This is a genomic window from Microbacterium sp. SWDP-B6 (assembly GCF_059803615.1).
Genome location: NZ_JAPFGV010000001.1, coordinates 492,038 through 507,715, shown reverse-complemented (window position 1 = coordinate 507,715; position 15,678 = coordinate 492,038). Strand labels below are relative to the sequence as shown.

General features: G+C 69.3%; 13 protein-coding genes. All 13 read right to left on the bottom strand.

Annotated features, from left to right (window positions below; translation table 11 throughout):
* Positions 1-4: 4 nt before the first annotated feature.
* The 13 genes from OPU70_RS02540 to pyrR all read right to left on the bottom strand — a co-directional run bounded on the left by OPU70_RS02540 (position 5) and on the right by pyrR (position 15,619).
* The gene (locus OPU70_RS02540; protein WP_498557085.1) at positions 5-1,546 is read right to left on the bottom strand and encodes an RsmB/NOP family class I SAM-dependent RNA methyltransferase; all 1,542 of its coding nucleotides are present in this window, start codon (positions 1,544-1,546) and stop codon (positions 5-7) included.
* A complete protein-coding gene (fmt, locus tag OPU70_RS02535) occupies positions 1,543-2,463 on the bottom strand; it encodes a methionyl-tRNA formyltransferase (RefSeq protein WP_056376898.1) in 921 nt (306 codons plus the stop codon). The genes OPU70_RS02540 and fmt overlap by 4 nt, the downstream gene beginning before the upstream one ends.
* A 69-nt stretch (positions 2,464-2,532) precedes the next feature.
* Entirely contained in the window at positions 2,533-4,491 is a 1,959-nt protein-coding gene (locus OPU70_RS02530) for a primosomal protein N' family DNA-binding protein (protein WP_455904931.1), read from the bottom strand.
* A 29-nt stretch (positions 4,492-4,520) separates the two neighbouring features.
* Positions 4,521-5,714 carry a methionine adenosyltransferase gene (gene metK, locus OPU70_RS02525; protein ID WP_498557084.1) on the bottom strand — a complete coding sequence of 398 codons (1,194 nt, stop codon included), beginning with the start codon at positions 5,712-5,714 and terminating at the stop codon, positions 4,521-4,523.
* Positions 5,715-5,807: 93 nt separating this feature from the next.
* On the bottom strand, positions 5,808-6,065 hold the full coding sequence (gene rpoZ / locus OPU70_RS02520) for a DNA-directed RNA polymerase subunit omega (RefSeq protein ID WP_042536631.1): 258 nt from the start codon (positions 6,063-6,065) through the stop codon (positions 5,808-5,810).
* A gap of 64 nt (positions 6,066-6,129) precedes the next feature.
* Positions 6,130-7,038 (bottom strand): guanylate kinase, encoded by a 909-nt coding sequence (gene gmk, locus OPU70_RS02515; RefSeq protein WP_042536630.1) that lies wholly within the window; start codon positions 7,036-7,038, stop codon positions 6,130-6,132.
* Positions 7,031-7,876, bottom strand: a complete 846-nt coding sequence (gene pyrF, locus OPU70_RS02510) for an orotidine-5'-phosphate decarboxylase (protein WP_498557083.1) — start codon at positions 7,874-7,876, stop codon at positions 7,031-7,033. The genes gmk and pyrF overlap by 8 nt, the downstream gene beginning before the upstream one ends.
* Complete coding sequence (carB, locus tag OPU70_RS02505) at positions 7,873-11,160, bottom strand: carbamoyl-phosphate synthase large subunit (RefSeq protein WP_498557082.1); 3,288 nt, start codon at positions 11,158-11,160, stop codon at positions 7,873-7,875. The genes pyrF and carB overlap by 4 nt, the downstream gene beginning before the upstream one ends.
* Positions 11,160-12,305 carry a glutamine-hydrolyzing carbamoyl-phosphate synthase small subunit gene (gene carA, locus OPU70_RS02500; RefSeq protein ID WP_056376910.1) on the bottom strand — a complete coding sequence of 382 codons (1,146 nt, stop codon included), beginning with the start codon at positions 12,303-12,305 and terminating at the stop codon, positions 11,160-11,162. The genes carB and carA overlap by 1 nt, the downstream gene beginning before the upstream one ends.
* Positions 12,302-12,829: a PH-like domain-containing protein gene (locus OPU70_RS02495; RefSeq protein ID WP_498557081.1), complete on the bottom strand. Its 528-nt coding sequence runs from the start codon at positions 12,827-12,829 to the stop codon at positions 12,302-12,304. Before OPU70_RS02495 ends, carA begins: the two co-directional genes overlap by 4 nt.
* Positions 12,826-14,130, bottom strand: coding sequence for a dihydroorotase (locus OPU70_RS02490; protein WP_498557080.1), 1,305 nt, complete (start codon positions 14,128-14,130; stop codon positions 12,826-12,828). The genes OPU70_RS02495 and OPU70_RS02490 overlap by 4 nt, the downstream gene beginning before the upstream one ends.
* Positions 14,127-15,092 carry an aspartate carbamoyltransferase catalytic subunit gene (locus tag OPU70_RS02485; RefSeq protein ID WP_042536624.1) on the bottom strand — a complete coding sequence of 322 codons (966 nt, stop codon included), beginning with the start codon at positions 15,090-15,092 and terminating at the stop codon, positions 14,127-14,129. Before OPU70_RS02485 ends, OPU70_RS02490 begins: the two co-directional genes overlap by 4 nt.
* Positions 15,089-15,619: a bifunctional pyr operon transcriptional regulator/uracil phosphoribosyltransferase PyrR gene (gene pyrR, locus OPU70_RS02480; protein ID WP_042536623.1), complete on the bottom strand. Its 531-nt coding sequence runs from the start codon at positions 15,617-15,619 to the stop codon at positions 15,089-15,091. Before pyrR ends, OPU70_RS02485 begins: the two co-directional genes overlap by 4 nt.
* Between the last annotated feature and the right edge of the window lie 59 nt (positions 15,620-15,678).

Genomic DNA, 15,678 nt, shown 5'->3' with positions numbered 1-15,678 from the left:
GTCTCTAGTCTCTCTCTTCGGAGTTCGCGTCGCCCTGCTCGGTGGCGGTGCGCTGGAGCAGCGCGAGGAACATGGCATCGGTGCCGTGGCGGTGCGGCCACAGCTGCACGCGACCGGAGCCGTCGCCGGCGAGGTCGATCGGTGACGCGGAGACGCCCTGGAGCACGCCACGCGCATCGAGCTCGGTGATGTCTGTGCGGCCGCGGAGGACCTCCTGGACGACGCCCGTCGTCTCGGCGAGATGCGGCGAGCAGGTGACGTACGCGACGATCCCACCCGGCGCGAGTGCGTCGAGCGCGGAGCTGAGGAGCTCGACCTGCAGCGGCACGAGCTCTGCGACGTCGGCGGGGGTCTTGCGCCAGCGCGCTTCCGGCCGCCGTCTGAGCGCGCCGAGGCCCGTGCACGGCGCGTCGACGAGGATGCGATCGAATGCACCGGGATGGGACGCACCGAACGAGCGCCCGTCCTCCTCGTGCACCACGACCTCGCCAGGCACCGCACGCAGGGCGTTGCGCACGAGACGTGCGCGTGTCGGGATGACCTCGTTCGCCTCGAGCGTGACGTCGTGCTCGCGGGCGATAGCTGCGAGCAGCGCGGTCTTGCCGCCCGGGCCGGCGCACAGGTCGAGCCACCGCTCGCCCGACGTGATGGGCGCGGCGGCCGCCAGTGCGAGCGCGACGAGCTGCGAACCCTCGTCCTGCACGCGGACGGTGCCGCCTGTCGCGGCGATCACGCGATGCGGGTCTCCCCCGGGCGAGCCGAAGGCGGTCGGCGCGTACGGACGCCGTGGCTCACCCGGGTCTGCGAGACCGGGGAGCGCGACGAGCGTCACCTCCGGCGAGGCGTTGTCGGCGTCGAGGAGATCATCGAGCTCGTCTGCCCGGCCCTCGGCCGCCAGCGCACGTCGCAATGCCCTGATGACCCACACGGGATGCGCGGAGCGCAGTGCGAGACGCTCGTCATCGGACCGTGCCGAGCTCTCGATGCGGTCCTCCCACTCCCCCGGTGTCTCTCGGGCGATCCGGCGCAGCACGGCGTTCGCGAAGCTCGAAGCGCCTCGCCCCTGCGTCGAGGCGACCAGATTCACGGATTCGTTGACGGCCGCGTGCGAGGCGACCCGTGTGGCGAGCAGCTGGTGCGTGGCCAGACGCAGCGCATCGAGCACAGCCGGGTCGATCTTCTCCGCCGGACGATCGGCGGCGGAGGCGATGATCGCGTCGTAGGTGCCACGTCGACGGAGCGTCCCGTATGCGAGTTCAGTGGCCAGGGCCGCATCCTGCGGGCCGAGGCCCGCCTCGGCGATGGCTGAAGGCAGGATGAGGTTGGCGTAGGCATCCGACTCGGAGACCGCTCGCAACACGTCGTACGCCACCCGACGCGCGGGCTGCACCGTGCGCTGCGGCCCGCGAGGCTCGTCGCCACGACGGCCCCGTGGCTGACCACCGGCCTGCTGACTGCCACGCTGCCCGTGCGATCGCCCCTGCGGCCGGTTCTGCGGACCGCCCGGACGGCCGTCGCGACGCCTCGCGTCTCCCTGGCCGCTCATGCTCCGGCTCTCAGACCGTCGGTGTCGCGTTGGCCCCGCCACCAGTCGACCGCGTTCATGGCTCCCTTGCCCGCCGGCTGCACACGAGCGACCGAGAGGGGCGTCGAGCCCGTTCCGATGAGGAGGGCCGACTTCGTGGCGATGATCTCTCCCGGTTCCAGGGTGACGACGTCGCTCGATGGCGCCGCCTCGAGGATCTTCAGTCGGAGCCCGTCGACGGTGGTGTGCGCCCCGGGTTCGGGAGTGACTCCGCGGAAGCGCGCGAACACCTGAGCGAGGGGCTGGCTCCAATCGAGCAGGCCGTCGTCGAGCGTCAGCTTCGGCGCCAGTGTCGGCTCCCCGTGCTGCGGCACGGCGCGCGCAGTGCCGTCGGCGATGGCCTGCACGACCTCGGCCGTCAGCTGCGCCCCGTCGACGGCAAGGGTCGCGAGCGCCGCGTCGGCCGTCGCCCCTGCTGCCACATCGACGACGCGGGTCGCGAAGACGTCTCCCGCGTCGAGTGCCGGCACGAGCTGGAAGACGCTTGCTCCGAGCTGGGCGTCGCCGGCGATCAGCGCGCGCTGCACGGGAGCAGCACCTCGCCACTGGGGCAGAAGCGAGAAGTGGAGGTTGATCCACCCCTTCGCCGGGGTGGAGAGCAGCGGCTCTCGCACGAGGCCGCCATACGCGACGATCACGCCGAGCTCGACCTGCAGGGCAGCGATCGCCTCTGTCGCCTCGTCACCGAGCCGCGCAGCCTTGATGATCGGCAGACCGAGGTCGGCGGCTGCCTGAGCGACGGGTGACGGTGTCAGCACCCTCTTGCGCCCCAGTGGCGCATCAGGACGCGTGACCACAGCCGCGATGTCGTGTTCGTCCGCGAGGCGGAGGAGGGTGGGAACGGCTGCCGATGGTGTGCCGGCGAAGACGAGACGCATGAAGGTGCTCCGGAGGGATGCGGGGTGAGGATCCGGGAGGATCGGGGTGATCGGATCGGTGCGGACTGATCAGAGCTCTGGGTCGAGGATATCGAGCCGAACCGAGAGCGTGCTCCGAGTCGACTTGCCCTTGCCCCGGCGATTGCTGACGGCTTCGGCGACGACGGCCGCTCGCAGCGTCGCCGCGACCTTGACTCCGGCGCCGTACTCGAACCGGACGAGGGCGCGGACGCGCGGCGGGTAGTCGTCGGACTCGATGGGCACAGGACCCAGGACCGCGTCGGACGGGAGGGCGAGCTCCTGCAGCGCCGCCAGCGCACGGCCGACGGCCGCGGCTGACCCCTCGACCAGGGCCACGCGCGCGGCCGGCGGCATGTGGAGCGGCGCGCGCTCTGCGAGCTCAGCGCGTGCGTAACCCGACTGGTTCCACGTCGCGAGCGCTCGCGCGATCGTGCCGTCGACTCCGACGAGGTGGATCGGCGCCCCCGGGGCCGCGAGCGCTGCCGCGTTCGACCACCACCGCAGGCAGGCCTCGCCGATCCGCAGATCCGGGGCCTGGAGCATCCGCGGACCGTCGAGCAGCACCACTGCGCGATAACCGCCCTCGGCAAGCGGCTCGGCGCCGCGCGTCGCGACCACCAGTGCGGGCTTGTCCGCGACGTGCTCGACCGGGTGCGCGCTGTCGGCCACGATCACGCGGACGCCGGGGAACGCCTTGCCCAGCTCGTCGGCGGTCCGCTCGCTTCCCGACGACGCCAGGCGCAGCTTGGTCGACGCACACGTCGGGCAGGTCCAGGCTCGCGCGCCCCGGCCGCACCACGCGCACACCGGCACGGCGCCGCGATGCTTGGCGCCCAGGGGTCCGCCGCAGTGCGCGCATCGGGCGGGGGCCCGGCACTCCGCGCATACGAGGGACGGTGCGAATCCCGGGCGCGAGACCTGCACGAGCACCGGCCCCTCGGACGCGGCGTTGCGGGCCGACAGGAACGCCGACGACGGCATCCGCTGGGCTGTCGGCGCATCCATCTCCTGCGGGGTGCTCAGGATCACCCTCGGCATCACCCGCCGCGCGGCTCGCACGTCCTGCAGGTAGCCGTGCGCGACGAGGCGCTCCACGTCCGTCGTACGGGTGTGGCCGACGAAGAGCAGGGCGGAGTCCTCCTGCTCCTGCCGGAGCAGGGCCGCATCGCGCGCGTTGATGTAGGGCGCGAGAGGTTCGCCGAGCAGCGGATCGCCGTCGTCCCAGACGGCGACGAGCCCGGCGCGGACCGGCGCGTACACGGCGGAGCGGTTGCCGACGACGATGCACGGAGCATCCTCGAGCGATCTGAGGAACGAGCGGTATCGATCGGGGTTCGTCTGACGTGAGTCGTATCGCACGACAGCCTCGGGCGGAACCAGCGAACCGAGCGCTGCGAGCAGCAGATCGAGGTCGCGATGGTCCGGCACGATCAGGATGCTGGAGCGTCCGGCAGCGAGCATCCGCGTCGCCGTCGACGCGAGCAGAGCCGTCCAGCCAGGCTCGCCCCTGTGCTGCACCGGGATCGCCTCCACTGCGGCTCTGCCTGCGCCTTCGAGCACCTCCTCGAGGTGGTCGTACGTGGCGATGAGCGAAGATGCGGAGGTGACGGCGTCATCGGCGGGCACGGGCGTCGGCGCGTCTGAGGTCCACGCCTTCTCGACCCGCACCTGACGCTTGGGGATGACGAGACGCAGCACGTCCGACGCCGAACCCGCCGCACGGTCGGCTGCACGACGAGCCAGCCGGTAGGTGCGTTCGGGGAGCACGGGAACCTGTGAGACGACGCTCTCGACCTCGGAGAGGGGCCTGTCGGCGTCGTCCTCGGTGTCGATCTCGACCACGTACCCGTCGATGACCCGACCGGCGGTACGGAGCGGCACGCGCACGCGCACCCCGATGGGCACGTCTCCGAGTTCTGCCGGCAGGGCGTAGTCGAAGAGCCGGTCGAGCTGCGGAAGCGGCGAGTCGAGCAGCACGCGCGCGATACGACGGCTCTCGGCCGTCATGAGCGGATCGCCATCAGGCTCGCGCTCCGTCAGAGGCCTGCAGCGCGCCGCAGCTCCTCAGCGCGGTCGGTGCGCTCCCAGGTGAACTCCGGCAGCTCGCGACCGAAATGCCCATAGGCGGCTGTCTGCGCATAGATCGGGCGCAGCAGATCGAGCTCCTCGATGATCGCCTGCGGACGGAGATCGAAGACGTCGTTGATCGCGCGGATGATCGCCTCGTCCGACACCTTGCCGGTGCCGAAGGTCTCGACGTAGAGCCCCACCGGACGTGCGACTCCGATCGCGTACGCGACCTGGACTTCGAGCCGGTCGGCGAGACCCGCCGCCACGGCGTTCTTGGCGACCCAGCGCGTCGCGTAGGCGCCCGAGCGGTCGACCTTGGACGGGTCCTTGCCGCTGAAGGCACCGCCACCGTGGCGCGCCGCACCCCCGTACGTGTCGATGATGATCTTGCGGCCGGTGAGCCCGGCGTCGCCCTTGGGACCGCCGGTCACGAAGGGACCGGCGGGGTTGATGTAGTAGGTGATGTCGTCGAGGTCGAGCCCTGTGGTCTCGAGGACCGGGTCGATCACGTGCTCCCGCACCTGTGCCTTGAGCTCTTCCTGCGAGATCTCGGGGTGATGCTGGGTCGACAGCACGACGGCATCGACGGTCTTGGGCGTGAAGCCGTCGTATCCGAGCGTGACCTGCGTCTTGCCGTCGGGGCGGAGGAACGGCAGCGCGCCGGAGCGGCGAACCTCGGCGAGACGCTCGGCGATGCGGTGCGCGGTCCACGCGGCCATCGGCATCAACTGCGGCGTCTCGTTCGTGGCGAACCCGAACATGATGCCCTGGTCTCCGGCACCGAGTCCGTCGAGCGGATCGACGGATGACCCGTCGCGGTGCTCCTGGGCGTTGTCGACACCGTGGGCGATGTCCGTCGACTGCTCGCCCACCGAGATGCTCACACCGCAGGAGTCCCCGTCGAAGCCGGTGTCGCTCGACGTGTAGCCGATCCCATTGACGACCTGTCGGACGATGGTCGGGATGTCGACGTAGGCCTCGGTGCGGATCTCACCGGCGACGTGCACGAGACCGGTGGTCACCAGCGTCTCGACCGCGACCCGCGAGCCGGGGTCTTTCGCGATGAGTCCGTCGAGGATGCTGTCTGAGATCTGGTCGCAGATCTTGTCCGGGTGCCCCTCGGTGACGGACTCGGACGTGAACAGACGCAGCGCGCTCATCGGGGCTCCAGGACGGAATCGGACAGCAGGAAGGGGGTGGCTCCCATGATGGACCGCACCGCCGACATCAGTCGGCGGTGCGGTCATCGGACGTCACTCGGCGTGACGGAGGCGGAGCTTGTCCTCGTTGATCTCGTGCAGAGCGATGGTCAGCGGCTTGTCCTCGACGGAGGAGTCGACGAGCGGACCGACGTTGTCGAACAGGTTGCCCTCGTGGAGATCGGAGTAGTAGTCGTTGATCTGACGGGCACGCTTGGCGGCGTAGATCACGAGCTCGTACTTCGAGTCGACGCGGTCGAGCAGGTTGTCGATGGGGGGATCGATGATTCCGTTGGTGTGGTGTCCGGCCATGGTGGGACCTCCTGATCAGGCGACGGGATCGTCGCGAAGACTGTGCTGCGGCGCGCGAAGAAGCTCAGCGCGCAGAGCTTGAAGACAATTCTACGACCTCTGCGGCCGCGGCGGCGACGTCCTCGTTCACGATGAGGTGATCGAACTCGTTCTGCGCGGCGAGCTCCACCTTCGCGGTGCGCAGTCTGCGAGCGCGTTCCTCGGCACCCTCGGTGCCTCGACCGACCAGTCTCTGAACCAGTTCGTCCCAGGTCGGCGGCAGCAGGAAGATGAGCGTCGCCGCAGGCTCGGCCTTGCGCACCTGGCGCGCACCCTGCAGGTCGATCTCGAGCAGAACGGTCTTGCCGGCGGCCAGCGCGGCATCGATCGGGGCACGCGGAGTTCCGTATCGCGACCTGTTGTGCACGACCGCGTACTCGAGAAGCTCGTCCTCGGCGATCAGCCGATCGAACTCCGCGTCGTCGACGAAGTAGTAGTGCACGCCGTCGATCTCGCCCGGGCGCGGTGCGCGGGTCGTCGCCGAGACCGACAGATGGATCTCGGGATTGTGCTCGCGGATGTGGGCAGCGACCGTGCCCTTGCCCACAGCCGTCGGGCCGGCGAGCACCAGCAGACGGCTGCGTGCGCCCCGCGGCTGCAGGAGCGGGAAGCGCGTGTCGAGCCACTGCGTGAGCGCCAGCCGTTGCCTGACGCCGAGACCGCCCAGTCGCTTGACCGGCGAGATGTGCAGTTCTGCGAGGATCCGGTCGCGCTTGCCCGCCCCGATGGCAGGGAGGGCGAGCAGGAAGTCCGTGATGCGCATCGATCCCTCGACCGAGTCGGGGTCGGCGGTGGCGCGCTCGAGCACCGACTGCGGGGTGACGACACGCGTCGTCAGATCGCGCTTGAGCGACGCACGGGCGCGGCGCCGCTCGACCGCCTTGCGTGCGGCGGCGGCACGATCGACCTCGGGGACGGGACGGGACTCAGCCACGGCCGGCCTCCCTGTACTCTGCGACGCGGGCGTCGATGGCGGCGGCGAGACCAGCGGGTCCGGCCGAGAGGATGCTGCGGCTCTCGCTCGCGATCACCGCGGGGCTCATCGAGCCGAACCGCCGGTGCAGGTCTGCCGGAGTCGCGCCCTGCGTGCCGAAACCGGGGGCGAGGACGGGTGCCACCGGCGCGAACGCGGCGATGCCGGCATCCGTCCAGTCCACCGTCGCTCCGATGACGAAGCCGAAGCTTCCCCACTCGCCTGCCTCCGAGTGCTCCGCATTGCGTGCCGAGACGACCGAGATGATGTCCGCAGACACGGCGCGGCCGGTCTCGGAGACCGAGCGCTGCAGAGTCTGCGCCTCAGGGTTGCTCGTCGCCGCGAGCACGAAGAGGCCCTTGTCGTGCTCGCCGGCGAGGGCGAAGGCGCCGTCGAGCGCACCGACCCCGAGGAACGGGTTGACGGTCAGGGCGTCGGCCTCGAGCGGAGACCCCGGTGTGAGCCACGCCGCCGCATACGCATCCATGGTCGAGCCGATGTCGCCGCGCTTGGCATCCGCGATCACGATGAGTCCGGCCGCGCGCGCAGCCGCGAGCACCCCTTCGAGGGCCGCGAACCCCGCAGAGCCGAAGCGCTCGAAGAACGACACCTGCGGTTTCACGATCGCGGCACGGCCAGCGGCGGCATCGACCGTGCGCAGCCCGAACTCGCGGACGCCGGAGGCGTCGTCGCCGAGCCCCCAGTCCGCGAGCAGCGCCGCATGCGGGTCGATACCCACGCACAGCGGGCCGTGCGCCGCGAGGGCGGCACGGACCCGTTCGCCGAAGCGTGCGCTCACAGAGCGGCCTTCCGGTCGAGTGCGTACTCCTGAAGGCTCTTCACCTGGAAGCCCTCGTGGGCTGCATCCATGCCGCTCACCGCTGCGCCGAGCACTGCCATCGTGGTGAACAGCGCCTTGTCGGCCGCGACGGCCGCCGCACGGATCTCGTAGCCGTCAGCACGCGCCGCTCCACCCGAAGGCGTGTTCACGACGATGTCGATCGACCCGTCGTTGATGAGGTCGACGATGTTGGTCGCGCCCGACTCCTGGGTCTCGCTGTACTTCTCGACCACGGTCACCGCGATGCCGTTGCGCGAGAGGATCTCGGCCGTGCCCTCGGTGGCCACGATCGTGAACCCGAGCTGCTGCAGACGGTGGGCCGGCAGGATCACCGCGCGCTTGTCGGAGTCGGCCACCGAGATGAACACGGTGCCCGAGGTCGGCATCCCGCCGTACGCGGCCGCCTGGCTCTTCGCGAACGCGGTCGGGAAGTCGCGGTCGATGCCCATGACCTCGCCGGTCGAGCGCATCTCCGGGCCGAGGATCGAGTCGACGGTCTTGCCGTCGGCCGTGCGGAACCGCTTGAAGGGAAGCACGGCCTCCTTCACCGAGACGGGGGCGTCGAGCGGCACACGAGAGCCGTCCTGCTCGGGGAGCATGCCCTCGGCGCGGAGCTCGGCGATGGTCGAGCCGACCATGATGCGGCTCGCGGCCTTCGCCATCGGGATGCCCAGCGCCTTCGAGACGAACGGCACCGTGCGGCTCGCGCGCGGGTTCGCCTCGATGACGTAGAGCACGCCGGCGCTGATCGCGAACTGCACGTTGAGCAGACCGCGCACGCCGACACCCTTCGCGATCGCGAGGGTCGCCTCGCGCACCCGGTCGATGTCGGTGCGGCCGAGCGAGACCGGCGGCAGCGTGCAGCTGGAGTCGCCCGAGTGGATGCCGGCCTCCTCGAGGTGCTCCATCACGCCGCCGATGTACAGATCGGTGCCGTCGTACAGCGCGTCGACATCGAGCTCGATCGCATCGTCGAGGAATCGGTCGACGAGCAGGGGCTTGCCCTCCTCGATGATGACTTCGCCCGCCGTGCGCACGAAGTACTCGCGCAGCGACTCCGCGCTGTAGACGATCTCCATTCCCCGGCCGCCGAGCACGAAGCTCGGACGCACGAGCACGGGGTAGCCGATCTCGTCGGCCACGGCCACCGCGGCGTCAGCGTTCACAGCGGTGCCGTGACGCGGTGCGATGAGACCCGCCGCGTCGAGCAGCTGGGAGAACAGCTCGCGCTCTTCGGCGATGTCGATGGCCTCGGGGCTCGTGCCGAGCACGGTGTAGCCCGCGGCCTCGATGCCCTTGGCGAGACCCAGCGGCGTCTGGCCGCCGAGCTGGCAGACGACGCCGAGGATGGTGCCGCTGGCGGCTTCCGCGTCGAGCACCTCGAGCACGTCCTCGAGCGTCAGCGGCTCGAAGTAGAGCCGGTCGGACGTGTCGTAGTCGGTGGACACGGTCTCGGGGTTGCAGTTGACCATGATGGTCTCGAAGCCGGCATCCGACAGCGCGAACGACGCGTGCACGCAGGAGTAGTCGAACTCGACGCCCTGGCCGATGCGGTTGGGACCGGATCCGATGATCACGACCTTGGTGCGATCCGATGGCATGACCTCGGTCTCGAAGTCGTAGCTCGAGTAGTGATACGGCGTGAGAGCCGGGAACTCGCCGGCGCAGGTGTCGACCGTCTTGTACACGGGGCGGATGCCCAAGCCGTGGCGCACACCGCGGATCTCGGCCTCGTCGTCACCCCGGAGCTGTGCGATCTGCGCGTCGGAGAATCCGTGCTCCTTGGCATAGCGGAGCGTGGCCGCATCGAGCTCGGGCGCCGTGCGCACGGTCTCGGCGACCTCGTTGATCAGCACGATCTGGTCGATGAACCACGGGTCGATCGCGGTCGCCTCGAACGCCTGCTCGACTGTCGCACCCTTGCGCAGCGCCTGCTGCAGGGTGACGATGCGACCGTCGGTCGGGATCTTCGAGATCTCGAGCAGCTCGTCTGCCGAGCGGTTCTCCTCGCCCCAGTGGAAGCTCGAGCCGCGCTTCTCGAGCGAGCGCAGCGCCTTCTGCAACGCGGTCGCGTAGTTGCGGCCGATCGCCATGGCCTCACCCACCGACTTCATGGTGGTCGTCAGCGTCGCATCGGCGGCCGGGAACTTCTCGAACGCGAATCGCGGCACCTTGACGACGACGTAGTCGAGCGTGGGCTCGAAGCTCGCCGGGGTGACACCCGTGATGTCGTTGGGGATCTCGTCGAGACGGTAGCCGAGTGCGAGCTTGGCCGCGAGCTTGGCGATCGGGAACCCGGTGGCCTTCGAGGCGAGGGCGCTCGAGCGCGAGACGCGCGGATTCATCTCGATGACGATGATGCGGCCGTTGCTGGGGTCGACGGCGAACTGGATGTTGCAGCCACCGGTGTCGACGCCGACGGCGCGGATGATGTCGATGCCGATGTCGCGGAGCTTCTGGTACTCGCGGTCGGTGAGCGTCAGAGCGGGGGCGACCGTGATCGAGTCGCCCGTGTGCACGCCGACCGGGTCGACGTTCTCGATCGAGCAGACGACCACCGTGTTGTCGGCGGTGTCGCGCATGAGCTCGAGCTCGTACTCCTTCCAGCCGAGGATCGACTCCTCCAGGAGCACCTCGGTGGTCGGCGAATCGCGCAGACCGGCCCCGCCGATGCGGCGCAGGTCCTCTTCGTCGTATGCGAAGCCCGAGCCGAGACCGCCCATCGTGAACGAAGGGCGCACGACGAGCGGATAGCCCAGCACGGCCGCACCCTCGAGCAGGTCGTCCATCGAGTGCGCGATGATGCTGCGGGCGACGTCGGCTCCGGCGTCGAGCACGAGCTGCTTGAAGATCTGGCGGTCCTCGCCCTTGTTGATCGCCTCGAAGCTCGCGCCGATCAGCTCGACGTCGTACTTCTCGAGGATGCCGTGGTTGTGCAGCTCGATCGCGGCGTTCAGGGCGGTCTGTCCACCGAGAGTCGGAAGGATCGCGTCAGGGCGCTCCTTCGCGATGATCGTCTCGATGACCTGCCACGTGATCGGCTCGATGTACGTCGCGTCGGCGAAGTCGGGGTCGGTCATGATCGTGGCCGGGTTGGAGTTGACCAGGATGACCCTGACGCCCTCTTCGCGGAGCACACGGCACGCCTGGGTGCCGGAGTAGTCGAACTCGCAGGCCTGACCGATGACGATCGGGCCGGAGCCGATGACGAGAACGGAGTTGATGTCGTCGCGCTTGGGCATTACTTGGCGTCCTTCTTGCTGGCGATGACCATGTCACGGAACCGGTCGAAGAGATAGTTGGCGTCGTGCGGGCCGGCGGCGGCCTCCGGGTGGTACTGCACCGAGAACGCCGGGATGTCGAGGGCGCGGAGGCCCTCCACGACGTTGTCGTTCAGACCGACGTGGCTGACTTCGACCTTGCCGTAGCCGTGGGGACTGTCGAACGAACCCTCCAGCGGCGCTTCCACGGCGAAACCGTGGTTGTGCGCGGTGATCTCGACGCGTCCGGTGGACTTGTCGAGCACCGGCTGATTGATGCCGCGGTGGCCGAAGGGCAGCTTGTAGGTGCCGAGCCCCAGCGCCCTGCCGAGCAGCTGGTTTCCGAAGCAGATCCCGAAGAACGGCAGCCCGTCGTCGAGCACCGAGCGCAGCAGCTCGACATGGTCGCCCGACGCCGCGGGGTCTCCGGGGCCGTTCGAGTAGAAGACGGCGACGGGGTCGATCGAGCGGATGTCGTCGATCGTGACGTCCTGGGGCAGCACGTGCACCTCGAAGCCGCGGGCTGCCAGATTGTCGATCGTCGCCTGCTTGACTCCGAGGTCGAGGACGGCGAGATTGCCGACCCGCTCCCCCATCGCCGTCGTCACCGTGGCGACGTCGACAGAGACCTGCGACGAGAGGTTCTGACCGGCCATCTCGGGGGCTTCGCGCACGAGCCGCAGCTGCTCTTCGGGGTCGATCTTCGCGGCGTCGCCCGAGAACACGCCGCCGCGCATCGAGCCGGCCGAGCGGATGTGTCGGGTGATCGAGCGGGTGTCGATGCCGCTGATGCCCACGATGCCGTCTCGCTCGAGGATCTCGTCGAGCGAGGCGTTGGCTCGCCAGTTCGAGACGACGCGCGAAGGGTCGCGGACGATGTAGCCGGCCACCCAGATGCGACGGGACTCGCGGTCTTCGTCGTTCATGCCGGTGTTGCCGATGTGCGGTGCCGTCTGCAAGACGATCTGGCCTGCGTACGAGGGATCGGTGAGGGTCTCCTGGTAGCCGGACATGCCGGTGGCGAAGACGACCTCGCCGAAAGTGGTGCCCCGCGCGCCGTATGCACGGCCCGTGTGGCGGGTCCCGTCTTCGAGGACGAGGACGGCGGGTTCGGGGAGGGCTGTCATGACGTTGCTCCTGTGTCGGGGGCGGCGGCGTCGTCCGTGGCCGGGACGAGGCGCTGCAGTTCTGAGATGAAGTTCTGGGGGTCGCCGTCTGTGAGGCGGAGGTACGAGTCGACGATCGTGTCGTCGTCTGCGCTCCAGGCGACGCGGACGAGTCCGCCCGGTTCCACGACGCGGTCGATCGTCACGGTCGCACGATCGACGCTCGCGAGCCGTGCGGAGGCGAGGAAGACCGTCGGCGCCCCGTCGAGGCAGAGCGCGAGGCCGCGATCAGTGACGGCGACCTCTCCCCTGGCTCGGTAGGCGAGCGGGTGCAGGGTCAGCCGCTCCAGCGGCTGGTCGTGCTTGGTCGTCGAGACGTAGAGCACCTCACGACGGGCGATCACCTCGGCGTGCTCCGGCACTCCGAGGGGCGCCGAGAGACCAGAGTCGCGTCGGAGTCGTCGTCGCCACGCGGTGAACATGACGACGAGCACGAGCGCCGCCACGGCGATGGTGATCGCGATGGCGGTGTCGCGTGCGCTCATGCGTTCAGCTCCTCGACGACGTCTGCGCCGTCGACCGTCAGGACTCCGCGGTGCACCGTGAATTCGACGCGACCGGAGAGGTCGCGGCCGAGGTAGGGCGAGTTCACGCTGCGACCGTGCAGGTCCGATTCGGTGAAGACGCCGGCGACGGACGGGTCGTAGAGGGTGATCTGCGCGGGAGCACCCGCCTTGAGAGGCAGCCCGTGGCCCGAGAGACGGCCGATCCGCGCGGGCGCGGCGCTCATCACCCGAGCGACGTCCTCCCAGCCGATCAGGCCGGTCTGCACCATCGACTGGTGCACGACGCGCAGCGCGCTCTCGAGTCCGACCATGCCGTTGGCGGCGGCCTGCCACTCGCACGACTTGTGCTCGCTCGGGTGCGGCGCGTGGTCGGTCGCGACGATGTCGATGGTGCCATCGGCGAGGCCTTCGCGCACCGCCAGGACGTCCTCCTCGCGACGCAGCGGCGGATTGACCTTGTAGCGCGCGTCGTACCCGCGCACGAGCTCATCGGTGAGGAGCAGATGATGCGGAGTGACCTCGGCCGTGACGTCGATGCCCCGCTTCTTGGCCCAGCGGATGATGTCCACGGAGCCGGCCGTCGACAGGTGGCAGACGTGCAGACGCGATCCGACGTGCTCGGCGAGGAGCACATCGCGGGCGATGATCGACTCCTCGGCGACGGCCGGCCATCCGGCGAGGCCGAGCTCGGCCGAGACGGTGCCCTCGTTCATCTGGGCGCCCTCGGTGAGGCGGGGGTCCTGCGCGTGCTGCGCGATGACGCCGCCGAAGGACTTCACGTACTCGAGCGCGCGACGCATGATCAGCGGGTCGAAGACGCAGAATCCGTCATCGCTGAAGACGCGCACCTGCGCACGGGATGTCGCCATCGCACCGAGCTCGGCGAGTCGCTCGCCCTTCTGCCCCACGGTCACGGCGCCGATGGGCTGCACGGTCGCGTACCCGGCCGCTTCACCGAGCGCGAGCTCCTGCTCCACGACGCCCGCGGTGTCGGCCACCGGAGACGTGTTCGGCATGGCGAACACGGCGGTGAACCCACCGGCCGCGGCCGCCCTGGTGCCGGTGAGGATCGTCTCGGATGCTTCGTAGCCGGGTTCGCGCAGATGGGTGTGCAGATCGACGAGTCCGGGAAGTGCCACCAGGCCGTCGGCGTCGATGACCCGCGCACCCCCACGGCTCAGCCCGGTGCCGATCTCGGTGATCAGACCGTTCTCCACGATGATGTCGGCGCGCTCGGCACCGAGAAGCTGTGCGCCGGTGATGACGAGGGTCTCGCTCACTGGTCTCCCCCTCGTTCGTCGTCTCGTTCTCCTGCAAGGAGCAGGTACAGCACCGCCATGCGGATGGACACCCCGTTCGTCACCTGTTCCAGCACGGTCGAGCGCGGGGAATCGGCGGCTTCGGAGGAGATCTCCAACCCTCGGTTCATGGGTCCGGGGTGCATGACAATGCTACCGTCCGGAAGGCCGGCCACACGCAGTGCGTCAAGACCCCATCGTCTGGAATACTCCCGCTCAGTGGGGAAATATGCGGCGTTCATGCGCTCGAGCTGGATGCGGAGCATCATCACGGCGTCGGGCCCCTCGGCCAGGGCCTGGTCGAGGTCGTAGACGACCCTGGCGGGCCAGAGCGAGACGTTCTGCGGCACCAGGGTGGGCGGAGCGACCAGGGTGACCTCGGCGCCGAGTGTGGCGAGCAGCCAGACGTTCGATCGCGCGACCCGCGAGTGCAGCACGTCGCCGACGATCACGACCCGAATGCCGGCGAGATCGCGACCGCGGCTGTCGGCGCCGAAGCGCCGTTTGCGGATCGTGAACGCGTCGAGGAGCGCCTGGGTCGGGTGCTCGTGTGTGCCGTCGCCGGCGTTGACCACCCCGGCCGAGATCCAGCCGCTGGTGGCGAGTGTCTGCGGCGCACCTGATGCGGGGTGGCGGATGACGACCGCATCCGCGCCCATCGCCTGCAGCGTCTGGGCGGTGTCCTTCAGGCTCTCCCCCTTGGAGACGCTCGAGCCCTTGGCCGCGAAGTTGATGACGTCGGCCGACAGACGCTTCGCTGCGGCCTCGAACGAGATGCGGGTTCGCGTCGAGTCCTCGAAGAAGAGGTTCACGACGGTCTTGCCGCGGAGGGTCGGGAGTTTCTTGACCTCGCGTGACTGCGTGTCGGACATGTCCTCGGCGACGTCGAGGATGCGCAGAGCCGTCTCGCGGTCGAGGGTGCGGGTGTCGAGGAGGTGTCTCATGCTTCGATCGTCACCTCCTCGGCGCCGTCATGTTCGGCGAGCCGCACGTTGACGCGCTCCTGACGGGACGACGGGATGTTCTTGCCGACGAAGTCGGGCCGGATCGGCAGTTCGCGGTGACCCCGATCGACCAGGATCGCGAGGCGCACGATCGAGGGACGTCCGATCGACTGCAGCGCATCGAGCGCAGCGCGGATGCTGCGACCGGAGAAGAGCACGTCGTCGACGAGGACGACCGTCTTGCCGTCGATGCCGCCGGCGGGGATGTCGGTCGGACGAGGGGACCGCGTCGGCTGCTTCGCGAGATCGTCCCGGAAGAGTGTGACGTCGAGCGCTCCCACCGGAACGGCGGTCTGTGCGATCTCACCGATCACAGCGGACAGGCGATGGGCGAGAGTGACTCCGCGGGTCGGAATTCCCAGCAGGACGAGGTTCTCAGCCCCCCGATTGGATTCGAGGATCTCATGTGCGATGCGGGTCAATGCCCGCGAGATATCGGCTTCGTGCAGCACAGTTCGTGCACTCATCGGCCGCTCCCTTCTCCGCCTCACAGGACGGTGTTAAAGGTTGCTTGATTGACCCAGTC